Consider the following 15,679-nt stretch of genomic DNA (forward strand, 5'->3'; position numbering starts at 1 on the left):
TCAATGCGCCACCTTCAACCGGCAATCCGATACTGCCGCACCGGATGGCGGGTCATCGCATCGATATCGATGCCGTCAAGAATCCAGTGAAGCTGTTCTGTCGTCAGCACAACGACCGGCACCTCGCGTCGAGGCCATCAGAACTTGTCCTCGGTCAACCGCTTCAGGACGAGCACGAAGCCCGAGCGATCAAAAAACAAAAGCTTCATCCGGTCACGACGGCGGTTGCAAAAGGCAAAGACCGCGGGAGCATAGGGATCGAGCTCCATCACCTCCTGCACCAGGACAGCAAGGCTGTTGATGCCCGCCCGGAAGTCGATCGGTTCGCGATGCAGGTAGACCTTGAGATCAGCGTCCAGTCTGAACATGACCCAACGCTCCTATGATCGCCGCCAGTCCATCGACATCGCTGCATTCCAAGGTCAGACTGACCCCGTTCGGCAGCAGAGCGCTCACCTTGTTGGATGCATGAGAATGTCTGATCGGCTCCGCCTCCGTCAGTCGACCGCTGGCAAGAGACGTGTGCGTATCCGACGCAATCTGAACGGAGCGACCGCCGAGACCGCGGGCAAAGCACGCTCTTCTCTGGCCTTCTTCACCCACTTGCGAACGAGATTGGCATTGACGCCGTGCTCCAGAGCCAGCCGCGAGACCGAAACGCCGGGCTTTAAACACGCCGCGACAAGCTGATCTCTCGAGGCAAGGTCATATCGGCGGCGGCCGTCGCGACCAACAAGCCGCACCTGCAGTTTAGGAGCATCTTCATCCATGATTTGGTGTCCACCTATTTCAGACTGTGCAAAAACTCCGTGGGATTCCAACGGTAAGCGAACCGTAGTATGTTGTTTACATGGCACATTATCTGGCTCAGACCGCTCGCAGCTGCTGCTTCTCCCCGAAGCGGTTGATGATTATGTCGGATCGGACAATCCGGTTCGCCTCATAGAGGCTTTTGTGGATAGCCTTGATCTTGTCGCCGCTGGGTTTTCCCGCGCAACGGCAAAAGAGACGGGCCGCCCCGGTTACGATCCGGCTGATCTGCTTAAACTTTATCTCTACGGATATTTGAATCGGGTACGTTCGAGCCGAAAGCTGGAAGCAGAAACCCGCCGTAATATCGAGGTGATCTGGCTGCTGCGCCATCTGAAACCTGATTATCGGACAATCGCATCTTTTCGCCGAGTGAATTGCGCAGCTTTCAAGCAAATTTTCCGCGAGTTTGCCATCGTCTGTCGTCGGCTCGATTTGTTCGGCAGGGAAATGCTTGCCGTGGATGGTACGCGCATCAAGGCGGTCAATAATAGGCATCGCAACTTCACGCGCACAAAGCTGTTGGATCTTGTACGTCGCGCCGACGAAAAACTCTCCGACTATGTGAAAGCGCTTGATGACGGTGATGCCGACGAGGAGAAAGCGGCCAGTAATATCAGTTCGAACGGTAGAAGCAGTGACACTGAGAAGAAGATTGCGGCGCTCAGGACGAGGCGGCTGAAGTTCAGCAGTTTGCTTGCCGAGCTGGACCGCACAGGTGAGGATCAGATATCGCTGACGGATCCAGATAGCAGGGCTATGCCGAATATGATGAAAGTTGGGGTTGGGTACAACGTTCAGCTGGCAGTTGACGTGAAGCATAAGCTGATCGCTGAGGAAGAAGTCAGCAACAATGTTCTCGATATCGGCTTGCTCGCGCCGACCGTTGAGTCAGCCATGCAGCTACTCGGTGTCGAGCAGATCGAGGCAGTTGCCGATCGTGGCTACTACAAGATCGAAGACATAGAAGCTTGCGAGAAGGCTGGCATCACCGCCTATGTGCCAAGACCAAACCGTGGATCGACAAAAGACGATGGGTTTTTCTCGAAGGGGAAATTCACCTACCAGCCAGATATAAACGCTTATATCTGCCCCAATGGCGCAGTCATGTCTCCTCGTCGGAGTGGTAAAAAACGAGGTCTTGCAAGAACCTATTTTGCAAACCGCATCGCCTGCCAATCATGTTCCATCAAAAACAGATGCACGCCAACTGCCTTTCGACAGATCATGCGCCTGGAGAATGAAGCTGTTCTTGATCGCATGGCGGAAAGGCTGAGCCAACGTCCAAATATTATGAGTCAGAGAAAGGAAAGCGTCGAGCATCCTTTTGGGACTATTAAGCAATGGATGAACCAAGGCGCGTTCCTGATGCGTGGGCTGAACCACGTTCAGGGAGAGTTTAGCCTAACTGCAGTCGCCTATAATATCAGAAGGGCAATCGCCCTTGTTAGCATCCCGGACCTCATAGGCGCTATGAAGGCATAATCGGGAAATCTGCGTTTTGAGCGCAGGAAAATCCATTAAGGTACTACATTTTGGTCTCCTACTGACCCAATCGCGTTAATGAGAGAAATTCCCAAGAATTCCTCATCGGTCCAAGACGAGTCCGCGTATCACCCGATCCTTCGACGTTTTAGGACGGTCTGATTTTGGTGGACACTTCATGCCTGAGAGCACCGCACTTCAGAAGGTGCGCAGAAATTCGCGCTTACGATTTAACAGCTCCTGAGCCTAGATCATCCCGAGCACGAAAGCAGTCGTTGTTGACAACAAAAAACGCCGGCGAAACTCGCACCGACCCTTCTAATCGTGGGGCATAAGGTTTGCTCTATGATTTCGGCCGGCGCCTGCGCGAGTGGCAAATCGGCTTGCTCAAAGACCAACTCAAGTTCGCGTAAAGTTGAAATACCTGCTAAGCGTTCTCTGCCGTCGGCGCTGATTTTCACGGGTACAACGTCACGTCACAGCACCTCCTTTCCGAAAATTTTCAATCGAGCTCGACGTCTTTTCAGATCATCCATGTTTGCTGAAGGGCCGGTGGTCCGGTCAGGGCTATGCCAGATGTCTGCGGCACGGCGACAGGAACATATGTCTCTTTGTAGTGCTTGGTTGGGCTGCGGCAGAAGATTACGATGGCAATTAGGCATATCATGCCGAGCAAGATGAGAGCGGGCAGATCAAAACGCGGGTCATTCAGCAGCTTTGAAATATTCTGTTTCATTATCCTTCGCCCTACCAAGTCGATGCCACGACAGTCACCTGAAACAATGTTCTGCCGCTCAGGTCTTTCGCCTCGACACTCATGCCCATGGTGTCGCCGATCACTTCGGCCTCGAGCAGACACATGGCCAAAACGCGCTTTGCCTCCTCCTGCACTTGCTTGTGATCAACGAAGTAGCGACCCTTGGGATCGTTGAAGAACCGTTTGCCGTCGCTCCTGTGTAAATAAACAAATGGCATTCACTGCTCCCGCGGATCACGGAAGGATTTTCGCCTCTCCGGCCCAAACCACACAGCGGCGGCTCCTGCGATGAGCGGCACAATACTTTCCAGTAAGAACACGGTCGTCGGCCAATTCATCCGGAAGCCCTCGCCCAATTTGCAGTGTTTTCCTTATACAGCCCGTTCATCAGCCGGGGGCGCGCGCGAGCAAGGCTTTCAATGGTTTCGATCATGCTATGCACTTCGTCGGCGACTTCGTAGGAGGTGGCGCCTACCGAGATATCCAGAGTGAATTGCCTCTGCTCATCGCTAATCTTGTCACCAAGGGCAGACCGCTCCGACTTCGCAGAAGCGCGCGTGACAATTTCCTCGACGAGATCATTTTGCAGGTCTTCGTCCAGTGTGGATCCTACGGCAAGCCGCCGAAGAGCCGGTATGAGCTCTTTGACATTAAATTTGCAAACCAGGTTTTGCATGAAAAGCCTCATCTTTAGATGGCAGGTCAACTTACCTGCTTATGATGCGTTCCCGTCCGATAGCGTACCGGGTAACGGTTGCAACAGTGCTCGTACAAGTGTTCAGTGTCGTGGGAACATTTACTCTGGCAAAGGGTTGGGGAGCCAGATGAAAGGAGTTCCCATGACAACCAAAGATCCTCAGGGCAAGAATACGAGTGGAGGCGGCCACCTCGGTGGAACGCATCTAGGACAGTCGCCAGATGCGAAAACAGACTCTTCAAAGGTCAAAAAGGGCGATAAGGCCCGCCCGAACGACGGCAAGAAATAATTTTATCTCCCTTTTGACCACGGTGCACTGGGAGTACGGAAGGAAAGAGGCCGGAGCGACATCGCCCGGTCTTTTATTTGGAGTCGCTTGAATATCGTGCCTACAGTCCAATGCCGCACGAGACGGACGGGCTGTGTACTAAGAGCGAGAATGCCAACGATCGATGAGACGTGAAAGGTGATAGGTATCGTGAGTGCCAGATAGGGTCTGCAGGTGCGAATAGGCGGGACGCTGCCGTACCGCACATCCGGACTTGTCTTCCTCATGGATAAAGCTTGGCAAAACCAGCGCTGAGAGGGCTTCGGCTAAACCGCGTCGAGTTTATCAATCAAGCGATGGCTTACCTTTTCTGCCAGAGGAACCGATCGGTTGCAGTGTCGGATCCGTGACATCCTTTGAATTTTGCTCGCTGGATTCCCCACCGGCGGCTCAAGCGTGGGATCGGCCTTTTGCGCCGGCTTGACAGGCTGCGCGCGAACATCAACTTTGTTCCCTTTTCGATGATCTGGCATTACATCTCCTCGTTGCACGTTTGCTAAACGTTCTCGATCCATCCGAAGCACACAGGCTACGAGCTACCGGCCTCGAAACTCGCCGCAAAAAAAGCCTCACGTACCACTTCGACAGGCACTTTTCTGCGAAATGTTTAGGCATTGAGGACGAGCATTGTCGTAGTGGATTTCGTCTCTGCCGGCCAGCGATAGGTTAGGTAGTTCAAGGCTTCTTTCGGGCCATGAACAGCCTCAACAATTCCCCGGCCGTCCTTGATCCGGACCGGAAACTGCTATTGCGCAGCCTCAAGATGATTCCGTGTCATTAGTCCTTGCTTTGTTTGCGAACTAAACTCGCTGCTTCCAACATTCGTTGCCGTACGATACCAGACACAAGGTCTCGCGAGCGCTGGAGACCGCCCCCAGACGCGGCCCTGGTAGAGAACTGCCGGCAAAAGGGATTTCGGAATGCCCCCTTCGCAGTGGATTATTTGCAAACACGCAAGCCTGCTCAGTATTCGACGGGCATCGTCGACATCGATACCCTACCGGCAAGAATCTTCCGCTTGGTATCGTCGGTGGTTGGCACGCCGATATTGTCCGGGCTAGGCTTGGTGACGCTGATCGCGTGATCCTTGGCCAAGTGATCGAGATACGAAATCGTTGTGCCTTCCTTGTCGCAACGGGAACCATCACCGCCTGCGCACTGACGACTGCGGCATCGGTCTAAAGACCTGCGTTTGCTGCCATTTTGACCGAAACAACCTCTCCTCGCTCTCGGTTGAATTTCGCGCTTAGAAACCCGCGTCCGAGTCTTCTTGCGTATTACATCCTTCTCTCCATTATAGACAAAAAAGCTATTCCCACTCCCAGTTGTTCTGCAGGGCTCTATGGATAGCGAGAATTGCCGGATGTACGGCGGAGTCTGGCCTTTTGATTGCGCTCATGTGACTCGGCATACTCGGATCCAAACCAGCCCCTCGGTTACTGGTGGCCTCTCGCGGCCCGAAATCAGACGTTGGGCAAACGAGGGGATTAGTGATCTGGCGCGTGACCCATAGGGTAACGAGAATCTCGGCGGATCCACCCCGCCGCTCCAATAAACCCGCCTTCAACCGTGACAATAGCCAAGAGCAGACGTCACAGAACACCAAACCAATAGATCCTGGTCCTCCACCCCTATGAATCGCGGCACTGGCTGGATCCCGCGAAGACAAAGCGCGACTTGTTGGACGCTGGGAGGTCCCTCCGTATGCGGATGAAGGGAACAAAAAAGATCTTGTGTTGTTCAAGCTTGCGGAGCGCAAGATGGCCTAGTATTGCGAGTGTTCTGCCACGGAAGGACCCAGGTTGGAACATATCAGCATCCCGCTATTTGTGGGAAAACACGTTCTTATCGTTGAAGACGAGTATTTCCTCGCGGATGAAACCCGGCGGAAGCTGGAGGCCGCCGGAGCCATCGTCATCGGGCCGGTCGCCGCAGTGAAAGCCGCGCTCGATTTGCTCGATACGGAGAAGATTGATGGCGCCATTCTTGACATCCATTTGGGCGACGAGCTTGTGTTCCCTGTTGCGGAAGAACTCGAACGGCGTGATATCCCGTTCGTGTTCGCGACCGGGTATGACCCGTCAGCTCTTCCCTTAAAGTTCACCGGATTCTCGTTGTGCGAAAAGCCGGCAGAACTTTCCTACATTGCAAATGCCCTGTTCGGCAGGGGTGGCGCGGATTTACATTGAGGTTTCACGGTCCTAAGGGTAAAGCACCTTACTTAACTGGATCCGCGCCCGGCTAATCCGGCTCTTAATGGTTCCTACAGGGACATCACATCGCTGTGCCGCATCTCCATAGCTCAGGCCCTGGACGAGAACGAGATCTACGACGAATCTGTGGCTGTCCGGCAAGTTTGTGATTGCTCTCTCCAACTCGCGTCCCATGATCGCCCAGTCCTGCGTCGGAGGCGAAGAGGCGCGCCCAGCGTAATCCTCGACTTGGCCAACTTGTTCCCTCTTGGCAACCTTGAACTTTGTACAGAAGGTATTTCTCATGATGGTAAATAGCCAAGATCGAAGCTGGGTTCCATGTTGGTAGCTGCTGGAATGGGCGATAGCCTTGGTCAAAGTCTCCTGCACGAGGTCTTCGACATCTGAGGGAGACTTATGGAAGCGACGCGCGAACGCGCGCAGAGCGGGCAGTGTATCCAGCAGCTCAGCGTCCGTGAACCCTGATGTGCGATCAGTCGACATAGTTAGCTCTCCTCTGTCGAGAACAACTAATCCGACGCGACCTCGTTCCATACGCCCGCTCACTTTATTGACGAGTGGCGCCCATCCTCCGTCATCGTCCGCTATTTGTATTCCTCAAGGGGGACGACTACCTGCAGGCCATTGATCTGACACTTGGGCGTGAGCTGCAAGAAAGCATGTTGTCGGTCCATTTCCTGGCCTCGAAGGTGGCCTCGCGCAGCAGTTCTCGACATTCAGAAGAGGCCTAAAAAGTCGCAGACAGTCTGACGACCCATCAAGCGCCGCCGAGACTAGTCGCTGCAAGCAGGTTAACGGTCTCGGTCAGATGGATGCTGTCATCCTAACGCCAGGGTTTTATCAGTGGGGACCGGAGCGATACGCTAGAGGGCGTCCGACGATAGTGGCGGTGAGCACCCTTGCCGCATGAACGCTGACTGCGATTTTCACCGCGCGACCGAAAAGGCAGGTCTATCGCTGCCTTTTTCCCGCATGGATGAGATTGGCGGGCAAAGCCCGCCAATCAAACTTAGCGAGATTTCTTGTAAAGCTTTTCGGCGATCTCAAACATTTCTTCCGGCGCGTAGTCCGGGGTAAACGCAGAGGGGACGCCGACAAATTGTTGGATTTTGCCACCTTCCGGCATGCCGTCTATGACCTCAAGCTCACCGGGGGGGTCAAGCGGCAGTGCAACCTCGCCATTGCCCCAAATGCCCGACATCTCCTTGTAGTCATTCGGGCTAAAGGTATAGAGGCGACGATGTGATCCCTCATCGAGATATTTCTGGCACTCGGGGATATTGCCAAGTGGGATGTTCGGGGTTGGCAGGAATTTCTTGACGTCGACGCCGGTGATCTTTTCGAGAGCAAGCGCGTATGCATGCGCATGAACTGATCCTCGCACCAGCAGGTAGCCGCAGACTTCGCGGCCGGTCGGATCAGAGAGGGTCTCATAGACACGAAGCTTGTGAAGCCGGGCGCCGCATTCGAGATGGAAATTATGCAAAAGATCGACGACCACGTTTCCAGTCGTGGTGATGAAATCGTTATTCCAAGAAACGCCGTTGCTATTGACGGGCATCGCGCCGCCTCCTCCAGAAAGGAACGCTGCCGCGAGGCGAATGTCTTTCATGCCTTCCCAAGGGGCGCTTGAGATATCGCCGCCATCACCGGCATCGCCATCCGGAATATCCGGACCGTTGTTCAGCATGGCAACGCCATTACTGACGAGCTCCACATGCCCGAGTTCCTCAGCGGTAATGCTGGCGACGAGGCTGTAGAACGGTCGCAGCTTTTCCTTCGAACGGAAGTTGAAGCTCTGGAACATATAGTTGCCGAGGGTCGACATCTCTCCGTATTTGCCGCCGAGAAGCTCTTGTAAGGCAGCGGCGGCATTGGGATCGGCGCGTTTGGGCGCCGGCAGCTCCGCTTGGAGCTGGTCTACTCGCATGAACATGGTACGTCCTTTCGGGTTGAGGTCCGCACGAACAGTCAGTCCATCCGATAGTTCCGTGGTGGGATGATATTATCTTATGTCATCGACCAGAGTTTTGCGCCTTCAGTCCAAAGCGCCGCAAATTGCTAACCCATCCTAGAAAATACTGCCCGCGCGAAAAAGTTTTCGTACCAGTGGATTGACGCGATGCTCCTGGTAACTGCTCACGACGGATAAGGTTGAAGATCCCGTCGAATGGCCGAGTGTGCTTGGCGTGGCCGGCGACAAGTGTTGTTAGATGGCGTCGAGCCGCTCTTGGATGCCTTGGCCGTCTTCCGGAATCTCCTACTGGATCTGCAACGAACAACGGATTTTGAAAAAGCCGACCGTGAGATTCTACGGTTTACAATTTGACCCTCTCCACGAGAAGAGGAGGTGCCCTCGAGGTTGGGGTTGCCGCCCCTAAGTCGGATGGCCGCGGACCATCAAGCGCCTTGCGGGGACTATGGGTTGGGCGACCTCGCGAGCTAAAGGGCGCCGCTCGAACCGGAGAAAATTCGAATAGTCATGACAGGACAGGCAAGATTGTGGGCTTCCGTGATAGCAGGTATTATCTCAGACCGGCGTGCGGAGTTAAGGAACTATCGGCCGCCCCTCAAGTTAGCCTAAAATGATAGATGGAGACTTGTTAGCTTGCCGCCGGTGAAAAATCCAGGCGTCTCCTCGCCATCGGGCTGAAGCGGATGTCTTCCATGCGTTTTCGGATTGTCGCAACCGTTTTTATTTCCGCAGCACTGGTAGGTCTGGGCGGCGCATGGCTCCTGACGACCCCTCGCCCACAATTTGGGCCGAGCGACCCGTTCCCGCGCACAGACGGAAATGCCGAGCGCGGGCGTGATGTGTTTAATGCAGCCGATTGTGCGTCCTGTCACGCTACGCCCGGCCAGCCGGATCGCTTGAAACTCGGCGGCGGCTTGGCGCTCGCGTCGCCCTTCGGCACCTTTCGACCGCCGAACATTTCTCCAGATCCCGTCGACGGGATTGGGAATTGGGGCGTTTCGGACTTTGCGAACGCGCTCGTTGCGGGGGTATCGCCTGAAGGACGTCATTATTACCCGGCTTTTCCTTATACCAGCTATACCAGCATGACAGCCGCTGACATTAACGACCTCTTCGCGTATCTGAAGACCTTGCCCCCGGTCGCCGGCCGTGCACCGCCGCACCATCCAAGCATTTTGTTCGCAGTCCGCAGATCCGTCGGACTCTGGAAGCTGCTTTTCTTTGATCCTGCCAAGTCAGGGTCGAACAGCGACGTTGCAACGGGCGGCATCGAGCGGGGCCGCTATATCGTCGAGGCGCTGTCGCATTGTGCTGAGTGTCACTCGACCCGCAACATTTTCGGCGCGATCAAGTCGACTGCCCGATTCGCCGGCGGCATCGATCCGCAGGGTACGGGTTTCGTTCCGAACATCACCCCCGTGGGGATCGGCGGCTGGACTGAGGACCACATCGTCGGAATGTTGGAGACGGGTGACACACCCAGTCACGGACGCGTCGGCTCGTCGATGGCCGATGTTGTGAGAAATACCGCGATGTTGTCCGACAAGGACCGCAAAGCGATTGCCCAATACATCAAGTCCCTGCCGGCACGGCCGACCCCCGAACCGTGATTCAGCGCTGGTACAGGTAGGCGGCGACGTCCCTTGCCTCGGACTCGGTAATGCCTGTGATTGGCATCGCAGTGTTCGGTGAGAATCTTTGTGGCGCAACGATCCACTCGACCAGATTGTCTGGCGAATTGGTGAGCACACCTCCAATATAGACACGGCCTGAAAGTCCGGAAAGGGGTCCTCCCACCTGGCCGTCAGCACCTGGCGCGCCCGGAATGCTGTGACATCCGGAGCAACCGTATTTCCGCAAGAGCGGCAACGCTTTTGAGGCGTCACCATGGGTCAGAGCGACCGCCACGGCGTACCGCTCTTGATGTTCGGATATGATCCCAGCAGCCACAAAAGTTCCGCTTACGGCCAAAAGCCCCGCAGATATCGATACTATTGGAGTCAGCCAGTTTGAAACTCTCACGTCAGACATTGGCGACACCTTTTAAGCCGGAGCCGTTGATCCACATGGCCAGCATGGTCAGAGCAGCACCTGCATAGACAGTGCCAGTCGGCACCCACATTAGCATTCCCGCAAGCTGCTGGTCCTCCAGAGGCGTCAGTCCCCATGCCTGCGCATCCGCAGTTTGGGCGAGGTATAGAACCCTTGGGGCAAGCGCCATAAGTGCTCCTAGGATACCGGTGTGGATCATCGTTACGAACAGGTGCCATGCGGCGACCCCGCGACTGCAACGCCAAAGGATCGACCACCAGAACACCAGGGCGGTGATCAGGAAACTCAGATGCTGCAGGCGATGTAGGCTGATATCGGTCACGGAGGCGTCGAACAGCCAGGGCAGATGCCAGGCCCAAATCGCTACCCCGTGCAGCAGCGTGGCGTTTTGCCCACGTGTCGACCATCCCCAGATCCCCCGCATCACTGCGCTGTTCATTGCGGTGCCCACAATATGCCGCCCGTGCCTTGGCAGGGCCCAGACAAACGCTGACACCGGACGTGATAAGGCAAACAGAGGGGCCGACACGGCCATGACCACTTCGTGCTCGATCATATGGAAGGTGAAGAGGTGTTCGCCCAGCCAATGGAGGGGAGACGTCAACGCCGCGGCAAGCGTTGCCCAGCCACTGATAAAAAATCCGAGGCGCAAGGCAAAAGCGCCGTTGCCATGTGCTGCTCGGCTCGAGATCTTCACCGATCCCACGCCATAGGCCATCGCCATGATCGCGAGAGGTACGACGATCCAGGGGTCGAAGGTCCAGGTCGCACCGTCGGAATGTGCGTCTGTGCCATGGGCCCATGCGGGGTTGCTGGCCACCACGATCGTGAGGAAAACGATCATCTCTCGCATGGGCTTATCAGCAAAGCTGCTGCTCCCTGCAGGGAGACGGCAAAACAAAACAGCAGGCCTCCACACCAGCACAAGGTTCCGAATTGGACCCGTCGATGATTTTCTATTGATCTCGACGCCATTGCTCCGGCTCCAATAGCAGAAAGAGAGATGATCACCGCCAGAAGGCAGGCACACAGCGTCAAAGCCGTGTTGCGATCGCAATCGACCGGGGGTAAGATCAGTCCTAGTTGCGTGGTCAAACCCCAAAGACCGACGGGAACGAGCAAAGCGGCATTTTGGACGATCGCAGTCTTCATAGCCGCGGAACCCAATAGATACAGACGTAGATCGGGATCCAGGTAGCGACCACGAAGTTCCAATACATTGCGTTGTCGCCGACATCTCCGAAGCGTCGCGGATTATCGCCGTGACGAGTGAACATCAGGCAGGTGAGAACGAGGGTCTCTACGAGATCTGTCAGGATATGCGTCGTGTGCAAACCGAGCAGCAGCCAGACCACCGACCCGTAAGCATTTTGGTCCCACGGGATGTGCATCGCCGGAAACTCAAAGATCCGGACGACAAGCGGAACAATCCCGAAGAACGACATGACGATCAGCCCCAAGCGCACCTTGCGCATGTCTTGCTGCGCCGCCCAGCGGGAGACCAGGAGATTGGGAACAAGACTTGTGACCAGGAGGACAGTCATAACTGTGCCCGCCCCCAGATCGGGCGGCCCGACCCCAATTGGCCATATCGCCGCGATGCTCATGAGGTAAAGATAGAGCACGATCGCCAATGCGAAGCCGGTACCTTCGATGAGCATGAAGGCAAGGGTGCCCCACCACGCAGGGCTTGCACTGCCATCGCAATGTCCAGTCAGGTCGGAAACGTCGAGAACCACGGCTTCTTTCACGATTCGTCCTCCGGTTCGCCTTTGGGCCAGAACCACCCGATCAAGGCTATGGCGATCGGGATCGAACCCCAAACGACGGCCCAGGGTGTAAAGATCGACCAGATCAGCACGATGGTGGTGGCGATTGCCGTCCAGAAAGGCCAGACCGAGTGACCCGGCGAAGACTCCCGGGCTTCCGGCGACGCATCGACCACTCCCGTGACCAACAATTCCCGCCGATCAACACGCAAGCCGCTCGCAACGGTCAGGACTTCGCCGTCAGTCCAGAGCGGCGTGCTGTCGCCAACAACTGGAATGCGCTGGAAATTGTAACAGGGTGGAGGTGACGGCGTCGCCCATTCGAGCGTGGATGCCCGCCAGGGATTGGCTCCGGCGGGTCGGCCGTGACGTGCGCTTCGAACCACATCGATGAAGAACAGAAGAAATCCGGCCGTCAAGATCAAGGCGCTCAGGCTGATGAACATGTTCAACCCGCCCCAAGGCATTTCGGGTTGATAGGTGTAGATCCTTCGCGGCATGCCTCGCAGGCCAAGAATGTGCATCGGAAAGAAGGTCAGGTTGAACCCAACGACAATCAGGCCGAACACCCACTTCCCCACCCGCTCGCTCATCATCCGACCGGTGAATTTCGGGAACCAATAATAGATCGCGCCGAGCAGCGGAAACAAGGCACCCCCGACTAGGACATAGTGGAAATGGGCGACGACGAAGTATGTGTCGTGAACCTGCGTATCGAACGGAACCGAGGCGACCATGACCCCGGTCATCCCACCGATCACAAAGGTAAAGATGAAGCCGAGGACGAACAGGAACGGTGTCTTGAAGATTGGCCGGCCCCACCAGATCGTCGCCAGCCAGCAGAAGATCTGCAGGCCGGCGGGAAGTGCGATCGCCATGCTGGATGCTGTAAAGAAACTAGCGCCCAGCCGGGGCAAGCCGGCGACAAACATGTGATGCACCCAGAGCCCGAACGCCAGAACTCCGGTGGCGATGAGCGCCATGACCATCGCCAGATATCCGAAGACGGGCCGCTGCGTGAAGGTGGCTACAATAGTAGAGACCATGCCGACGGCTGGTAGGAAGATGATGTAGACCTCAGGATGGCCGAAGAACCAGAACAGATGTTGCCACAGCAACACGTCACCGCCCTCGGCGGGATTGAAGAAGTGGGTGCCAACCAGACGATCGAGGATGAGCGATGTGCTGGCGATCATGATGGCAGGCATTGCGAGAATGACTAGAAATGACGTGACAAGCATCGACCAGACAAACAGCGGGATTCGATCGAGCGACATACCGGGAGCGCGCTGCTTGAAAATGGTGACAACCAGTTCCAGCGAAACCGCAAGGGCGGAGATCTCGGTAAAGGTGATCATCTGCGCCCAGATGTCCGCCCTTTTTCCGGTCCCGTATTGCGGACCAGCCAGTGGCACATAGGCAAACCAGCCGACATCGGGACCGGTATCGATTGCAAAAGCCACCCAAAGTAGGATCCCGCCGGCGAGAAACATCCAGTAGGAAAAGGCGTTCAGTCGTGGAAAGGCGATATTGCGGGTGCCGACCATTAGTGGAACGAGATAGACCGCCATCGCCTCCATCACCGGCACGGCGAAAAGGAACATCATGTTCGTTCCATGCATGGTAAAAATCTGATTGTAGCGATCGGGACCGATGAAGCGGGCTTCCGGCTGGGATAGCTGCAGCCGCATGGCGAGGGACAGGATACCGCCGAGGGCCAGAAAAACGAAAGCCGTGACGATGTAGCGCCGACCGATAACCTTGTGATCGACATTTGTCAAAGCGCCCCAGAAACGGCGCGGCGAGCCCCATGTCGCGTTCAGATGTCGCTGAAGCTCTGCCTCTGTGAGTTGGCTGTCCCTGGTATCCCGATCTGGTCTAATAGCGTTCATTTGAGACTGTCCATGTAACGGGAAATCTGGCGCAATTCGTTGCTTGTGAGTGGCACCATCGGCATGTTGTTGCCGGGTTTGAGGGTTTGAGGGTCGGCAATCCAGGCTGCGAGCGAGCCTGGGGTCGTCTCAAGAAGCCCGGCGCCGATGGTCTGGCGGCTCCCGACGTGGGTCAGGTCGGGGCCGGTTGTTCCCGTGGAGGACCTGCCTCGGACAGTATGGCAGGCAGCACAAGGCTTGGCCAAGAACACTTTTTCGCCGGCCGACGCTTCGGGGTCCATGGTTTGTGATTGGACTTTTCGCTGCGAGGCGAGCCATCGCGCATAGGACGCCTCGTCGTCCGCCACGACCAAGATTCCCATATGGCTGTGCTGCAGTCCGCAGAACTCGGCGCATTGGCCGCGGTAGATACCGGGGCGCTCGGCGCGAATGAGCAAGGTATTGCTGCGGCCGGGAACGAGGTCCTGTTTTCCGGCGAGACTTGGGACCCAGAAGGAGTGGATGACGTCAGCGCTTTCCAGTTGCAGGCGTACGTCCCGTCCGACAGGGATATGAATCTCGTTTGCAGTTTCGAATTCCAGCGCCGGATCCCGATTTGGATACCGGATGCGCCACCACCATTGCTCGCCCTTGACGGATATCGAAATCGCGTCGCCCTGGCTCCCGTCGATGGCTCGCGTGGTATAATAACTCGCGATGGTAAGTCCCGTGATGATAACGCCAGTCGCGGCGACAGCGCCAGATACCACGATCTTCGTCCAAGGGCCGTCCGGTTGGGTTGACGCCTCCCCGGTGCGTGACCTCACCAGCGCGTAAATCAGCGCAAAGATAACCAGCAGCCAGACAAATCCGCAGATCCAAACGAACGCTGTCATCAAGTCCTTGAGGTGGATCGCGGGCGCGCCGTGCACGTCAAGCGCTGATTGCGAACCGCTGCAACCTGCAACGCCTGTCAAGAAGAAGAAAAGAAGAATATCGACCACTTTCATGGTCTCGGACCCTGGTCGGGATTAACGCGGGTTGGGACGGGCTCGAACAGGATCACTGCTGGAGCACGGTTTTCAGCCGGGCGCGTTTGCCTGGCATCGTTGCGGCCAGGTGCTGCAACCTTGGCCTGATAGGCTCCAATCGATTGGACATATCCTGCCAGCTGCCAGATCTGCCCGATTGGGATCTTGTCCTTGTAAGGCGGCATGCCATGCGGCCGCCCGTCGCGGATGGACGATACGATCGACACCATTTCCGGCCCGTAGTGCCACCAACCATCGAGAAAGGAAGGTCCTTTTCCTCCCTGACCGTCGCCGTGACATGTGGCGCATCCAAACCAAGAGTACAGGCGTTTACCTTGGGCAAGGTTATAGGAGCCGTTCTCATAAGGCTGGCCGAGCGCGAAATCGACATTCGGCGGCGCGCCGCTGATCCCGTTTGGCATGAGTCTGATCTTTTCCAGCTCCGAGATGACGACAGGGTCCTGGCGCAACTGCAGGGGTTCCCCGACGTAGCCGAGCAGAGCGGCAATCCCCAGGCACGACGCGAAAGCAGTCATGATGCCCAGCCACTGATCTATCTTGAGACCCGAAAGTGCGGCCCGGTACACTATGAGTCGCGAACTACGAACAAGCGTGCGATCGTCAGGCCCCTTTGCAGTCTTCGAGATCCTTGCAGATATCGCAACGGCTACACCTGCCACGATGGCTAAAG

General features: G+C 56.3%; 17 protein-coding genes and 1 pseudogene. 4 read left to right on the forward strand and 14 right to left on the reverse strand.

From position 1 onward, the window contains the following. Nucleotides 1–137: 137 nt before the first annotated feature. On the reverse strand, nucleotides 138–368 hold the full coding sequence (gene tnpB / locus ACP7BS_RS25390) for an IS66 family insertion sequence element accessory protein TnpB (protein ID WP_426240304.1): 231 nt from the start codon (nucleotides 366–368) through the stop codon (nucleotides 138–140). Then, nucleotides 349–770, reverse strand: a pseudogene (gene tnpA / locus ACP7BS_RS25395) (IS66-like element accessory protein TnpA). The gene tnpB and the pseudogene tnpA overlap by 20 nt, the downstream one beginning before the upstream one ends. On the opposite strand from tnpA, the gene ACP7BS_RS25400 reads away from it, so the two are divergent. After that, nucleotides 769–2,295: an IS1182 family transposase gene (locus tag ACP7BS_RS25400; RefSeq protein ID WP_426240306.1), complete on the forward strand. Its 1,527-nt coding sequence runs from the start codon at nucleotides 769–771 to the stop codon at nucleotides 2,293–2,295. The pseudogene tnpA and the gene ACP7BS_RS25400 sit on opposite strands and share 2 nt — an antisense overlap. A gap of 523 nt (nucleotides 2,296–2,818) precedes the next feature. Here ACP7BS_RS25400 and ACP7BS_RS25405 read toward each other — a convergent pair. From ACP7BS_RS25405 to ACP7BS_RS25415, 3 genes are all read right to left on the reverse strand, one after another. Continuing rightward, nucleotides 2,819–3,031: a hypothetical protein gene (locus tag ACP7BS_RS25405; RefSeq protein WP_426232158.1), complete on the reverse strand. Its 213-nt coding sequence runs from the start codon at nucleotides 3,029–3,031 to the stop codon at nucleotides 2,819–2,821. 11 nt (nucleotides 3,032–3,042) lie between these two features. Further along, on the reverse strand, nucleotides 3,043–3,270 hold the full coding sequence (locus ACP7BS_RS25410; protein WP_426240307.1) for a DUF6894 family protein: 228 nt from the start codon (nucleotides 3,268–3,270) through the stop codon (nucleotides 3,043–3,045). A 116-nt stretch (nucleotides 3,271–3,386) separates the two neighbouring features. After that, the gene (locus tag ACP7BS_RS25415) at nucleotides 3,387–3,728 is read right to left on the reverse strand and encodes a hypothetical protein (protein WP_426240308.1); all 342 of its coding nucleotides are present in this window, start codon (nucleotides 3,726–3,728) and stop codon (nucleotides 3,387–3,389) included. Nucleotides 3,729–3,891: 163 nt separating this feature from the next. Here ACP7BS_RS25415 and ACP7BS_RS25420 point away from each other — a divergent pair, with 163 nt between their 5' ends. Further along, nucleotides 3,892–4,038: a hypothetical protein gene (locus ACP7BS_RS25420; RefSeq protein WP_426240309.1), complete on the forward strand. Its 147-nt coding sequence runs from the start codon at nucleotides 3,892–3,894 to the stop codon at nucleotides 4,036–4,038. Nucleotides 4,039–5,040: 1,002 nt separating this feature from the next. On the opposite strand, the gene ACP7BS_RS25425 is transcribed toward ACP7BS_RS25420, so the two are convergent. Then, nucleotides 5,041–5,172, reverse strand: coding sequence for a hypothetical protein (locus tag ACP7BS_RS25425; protein ID WP_426240310.1), 132 nt, complete (start codon nucleotides 5,170–5,172; stop codon nucleotides 5,041–5,043). A gap of 707 nt (nucleotides 5,173–5,879) precedes the next feature. Here ACP7BS_RS25425 and ACP7BS_RS25430 point away from each other — a divergent pair. Continuing rightward, nucleotides 5,880–6,266, forward strand: coding sequence for a response regulator (locus ACP7BS_RS25430; protein ID WP_426240311.1), 387 nt, complete (start codon nucleotides 5,880–5,882; stop codon nucleotides 6,264–6,266). Nucleotides 6,267–6,278: 12 nt separating this feature from the next. Here ACP7BS_RS25430 and ACP7BS_RS25435 read toward each other — a convergent pair whose 3' ends face one another. Further along, nucleotides 6,279–6,773 carry a sigma-70 family RNA polymerase sigma factor gene (locus tag ACP7BS_RS25435; RefSeq protein ID WP_426240312.1) on the reverse strand — a complete coding sequence of 165 codons (495 nt, stop codon included), beginning with the start codon at nucleotides 6,771–6,773 and terminating at the stop codon, nucleotides 6,279–6,281. A gap of 526 nt (nucleotides 6,774–7,299) precedes the next feature. Continuing rightward, nucleotides 7,300–8,226, reverse strand: coding sequence for a manganese catalase family protein (locus ACP7BS_RS25440; protein WP_426232167.1), 927 nt, complete (start codon nucleotides 8,224–8,226; stop codon nucleotides 7,300–7,302). A 731-nt stretch (nucleotides 8,227–8,957) separates the two neighbouring features. On the opposite strand from ACP7BS_RS25440, the gene ACP7BS_RS25445 reads away from it, so the two are divergent. Next, on the forward strand, nucleotides 8,958–9,875 hold the full coding sequence (locus tag ACP7BS_RS25445) for a c-type cytochrome (RefSeq protein ID WP_426240313.1): 918 nt from the start codon (nucleotides 8,958–8,960) through the stop codon (nucleotides 9,873–9,875). Nucleotide 9,876: 1 nt separating this feature from the next. Here the strand turns inward: ACP7BS_RS25445 and ACP7BS_RS25450 are convergent, their stop codons facing one another. The 6 genes from ACP7BS_RS25450 to ACP7BS_RS25475 form a co-directional block, all read right to left on the reverse strand. Beyond that, the gene (locus ACP7BS_RS25450) at nucleotides 9,877–10,296 is read right to left on the reverse strand and encodes a c-type cytochrome (RefSeq protein WP_426240314.1); all 420 of its coding nucleotides are present in this window, start codon (nucleotides 10,294–10,296) and stop codon (nucleotides 9,877–9,879) included. Continuing rightward, on the reverse strand, nucleotides 10,289–11,170 hold the full coding sequence (locus ACP7BS_RS25455) for a cytochrome c oxidase assembly protein (RefSeq protein ID WP_426240315.1): 882 nt from the start codon (nucleotides 11,168–11,170) through the stop codon (nucleotides 10,289–10,291). The genes ACP7BS_RS25450 and ACP7BS_RS25455 overlap by 8 nt, the downstream gene beginning before the upstream one ends. 295 nt (nucleotides 11,171–11,465) lie before the next feature. Next, nucleotides 11,466–12,068, reverse strand: coding sequence for a cytochrome c oxidase subunit 3 (locus tag ACP7BS_RS25460; RefSeq protein WP_426240316.1), 603 nt, complete (start codon nucleotides 12,066–12,068; stop codon nucleotides 11,466–11,468). Then, a complete protein-coding gene (ctaD, locus tag ACP7BS_RS25465) occupies nucleotides 12,065–13,978 on the reverse strand; it encodes a cytochrome c oxidase subunit I (RefSeq protein WP_426240317.1) in 1,914 nt (637 codons plus the stop codon). Before ctaD ends, ACP7BS_RS25460 begins: the two co-directional genes overlap by 4 nt. Continuing rightward, nucleotides 13,975–14,967: a cytochrome c oxidase subunit II gene (coxB, locus tag ACP7BS_RS25470; RefSeq protein WP_426240318.1), complete on the reverse strand. Its 993-nt coding sequence runs from the start codon at nucleotides 14,965–14,967 to the stop codon at nucleotides 13,975–13,977. Before coxB ends, ctaD begins: the two co-directional genes overlap by 4 nt. After that, a complete protein-coding gene (locus ACP7BS_RS25475; RefSeq protein ID WP_426240353.1) occupies nucleotides 14,964–15,524 on the reverse strand; it encodes a c-type cytochrome in 561 nt (186 codons plus the stop codon). The genes coxB and ACP7BS_RS25475 overlap by 4 nt, the downstream gene beginning before the upstream one ends. Nucleotides 15,525–15,679 lie beyond the last annotated feature (155 nt).

This window comes from Pararhizobium sp. DWP1-1-3, from assembly GCF_049896125.1.
Classification (GTDB): domain Bacteria; phylum Pseudomonadota; class Alphaproteobacteria; order Rhizobiales; family Rhizobiaceae; genus Pararhizobium.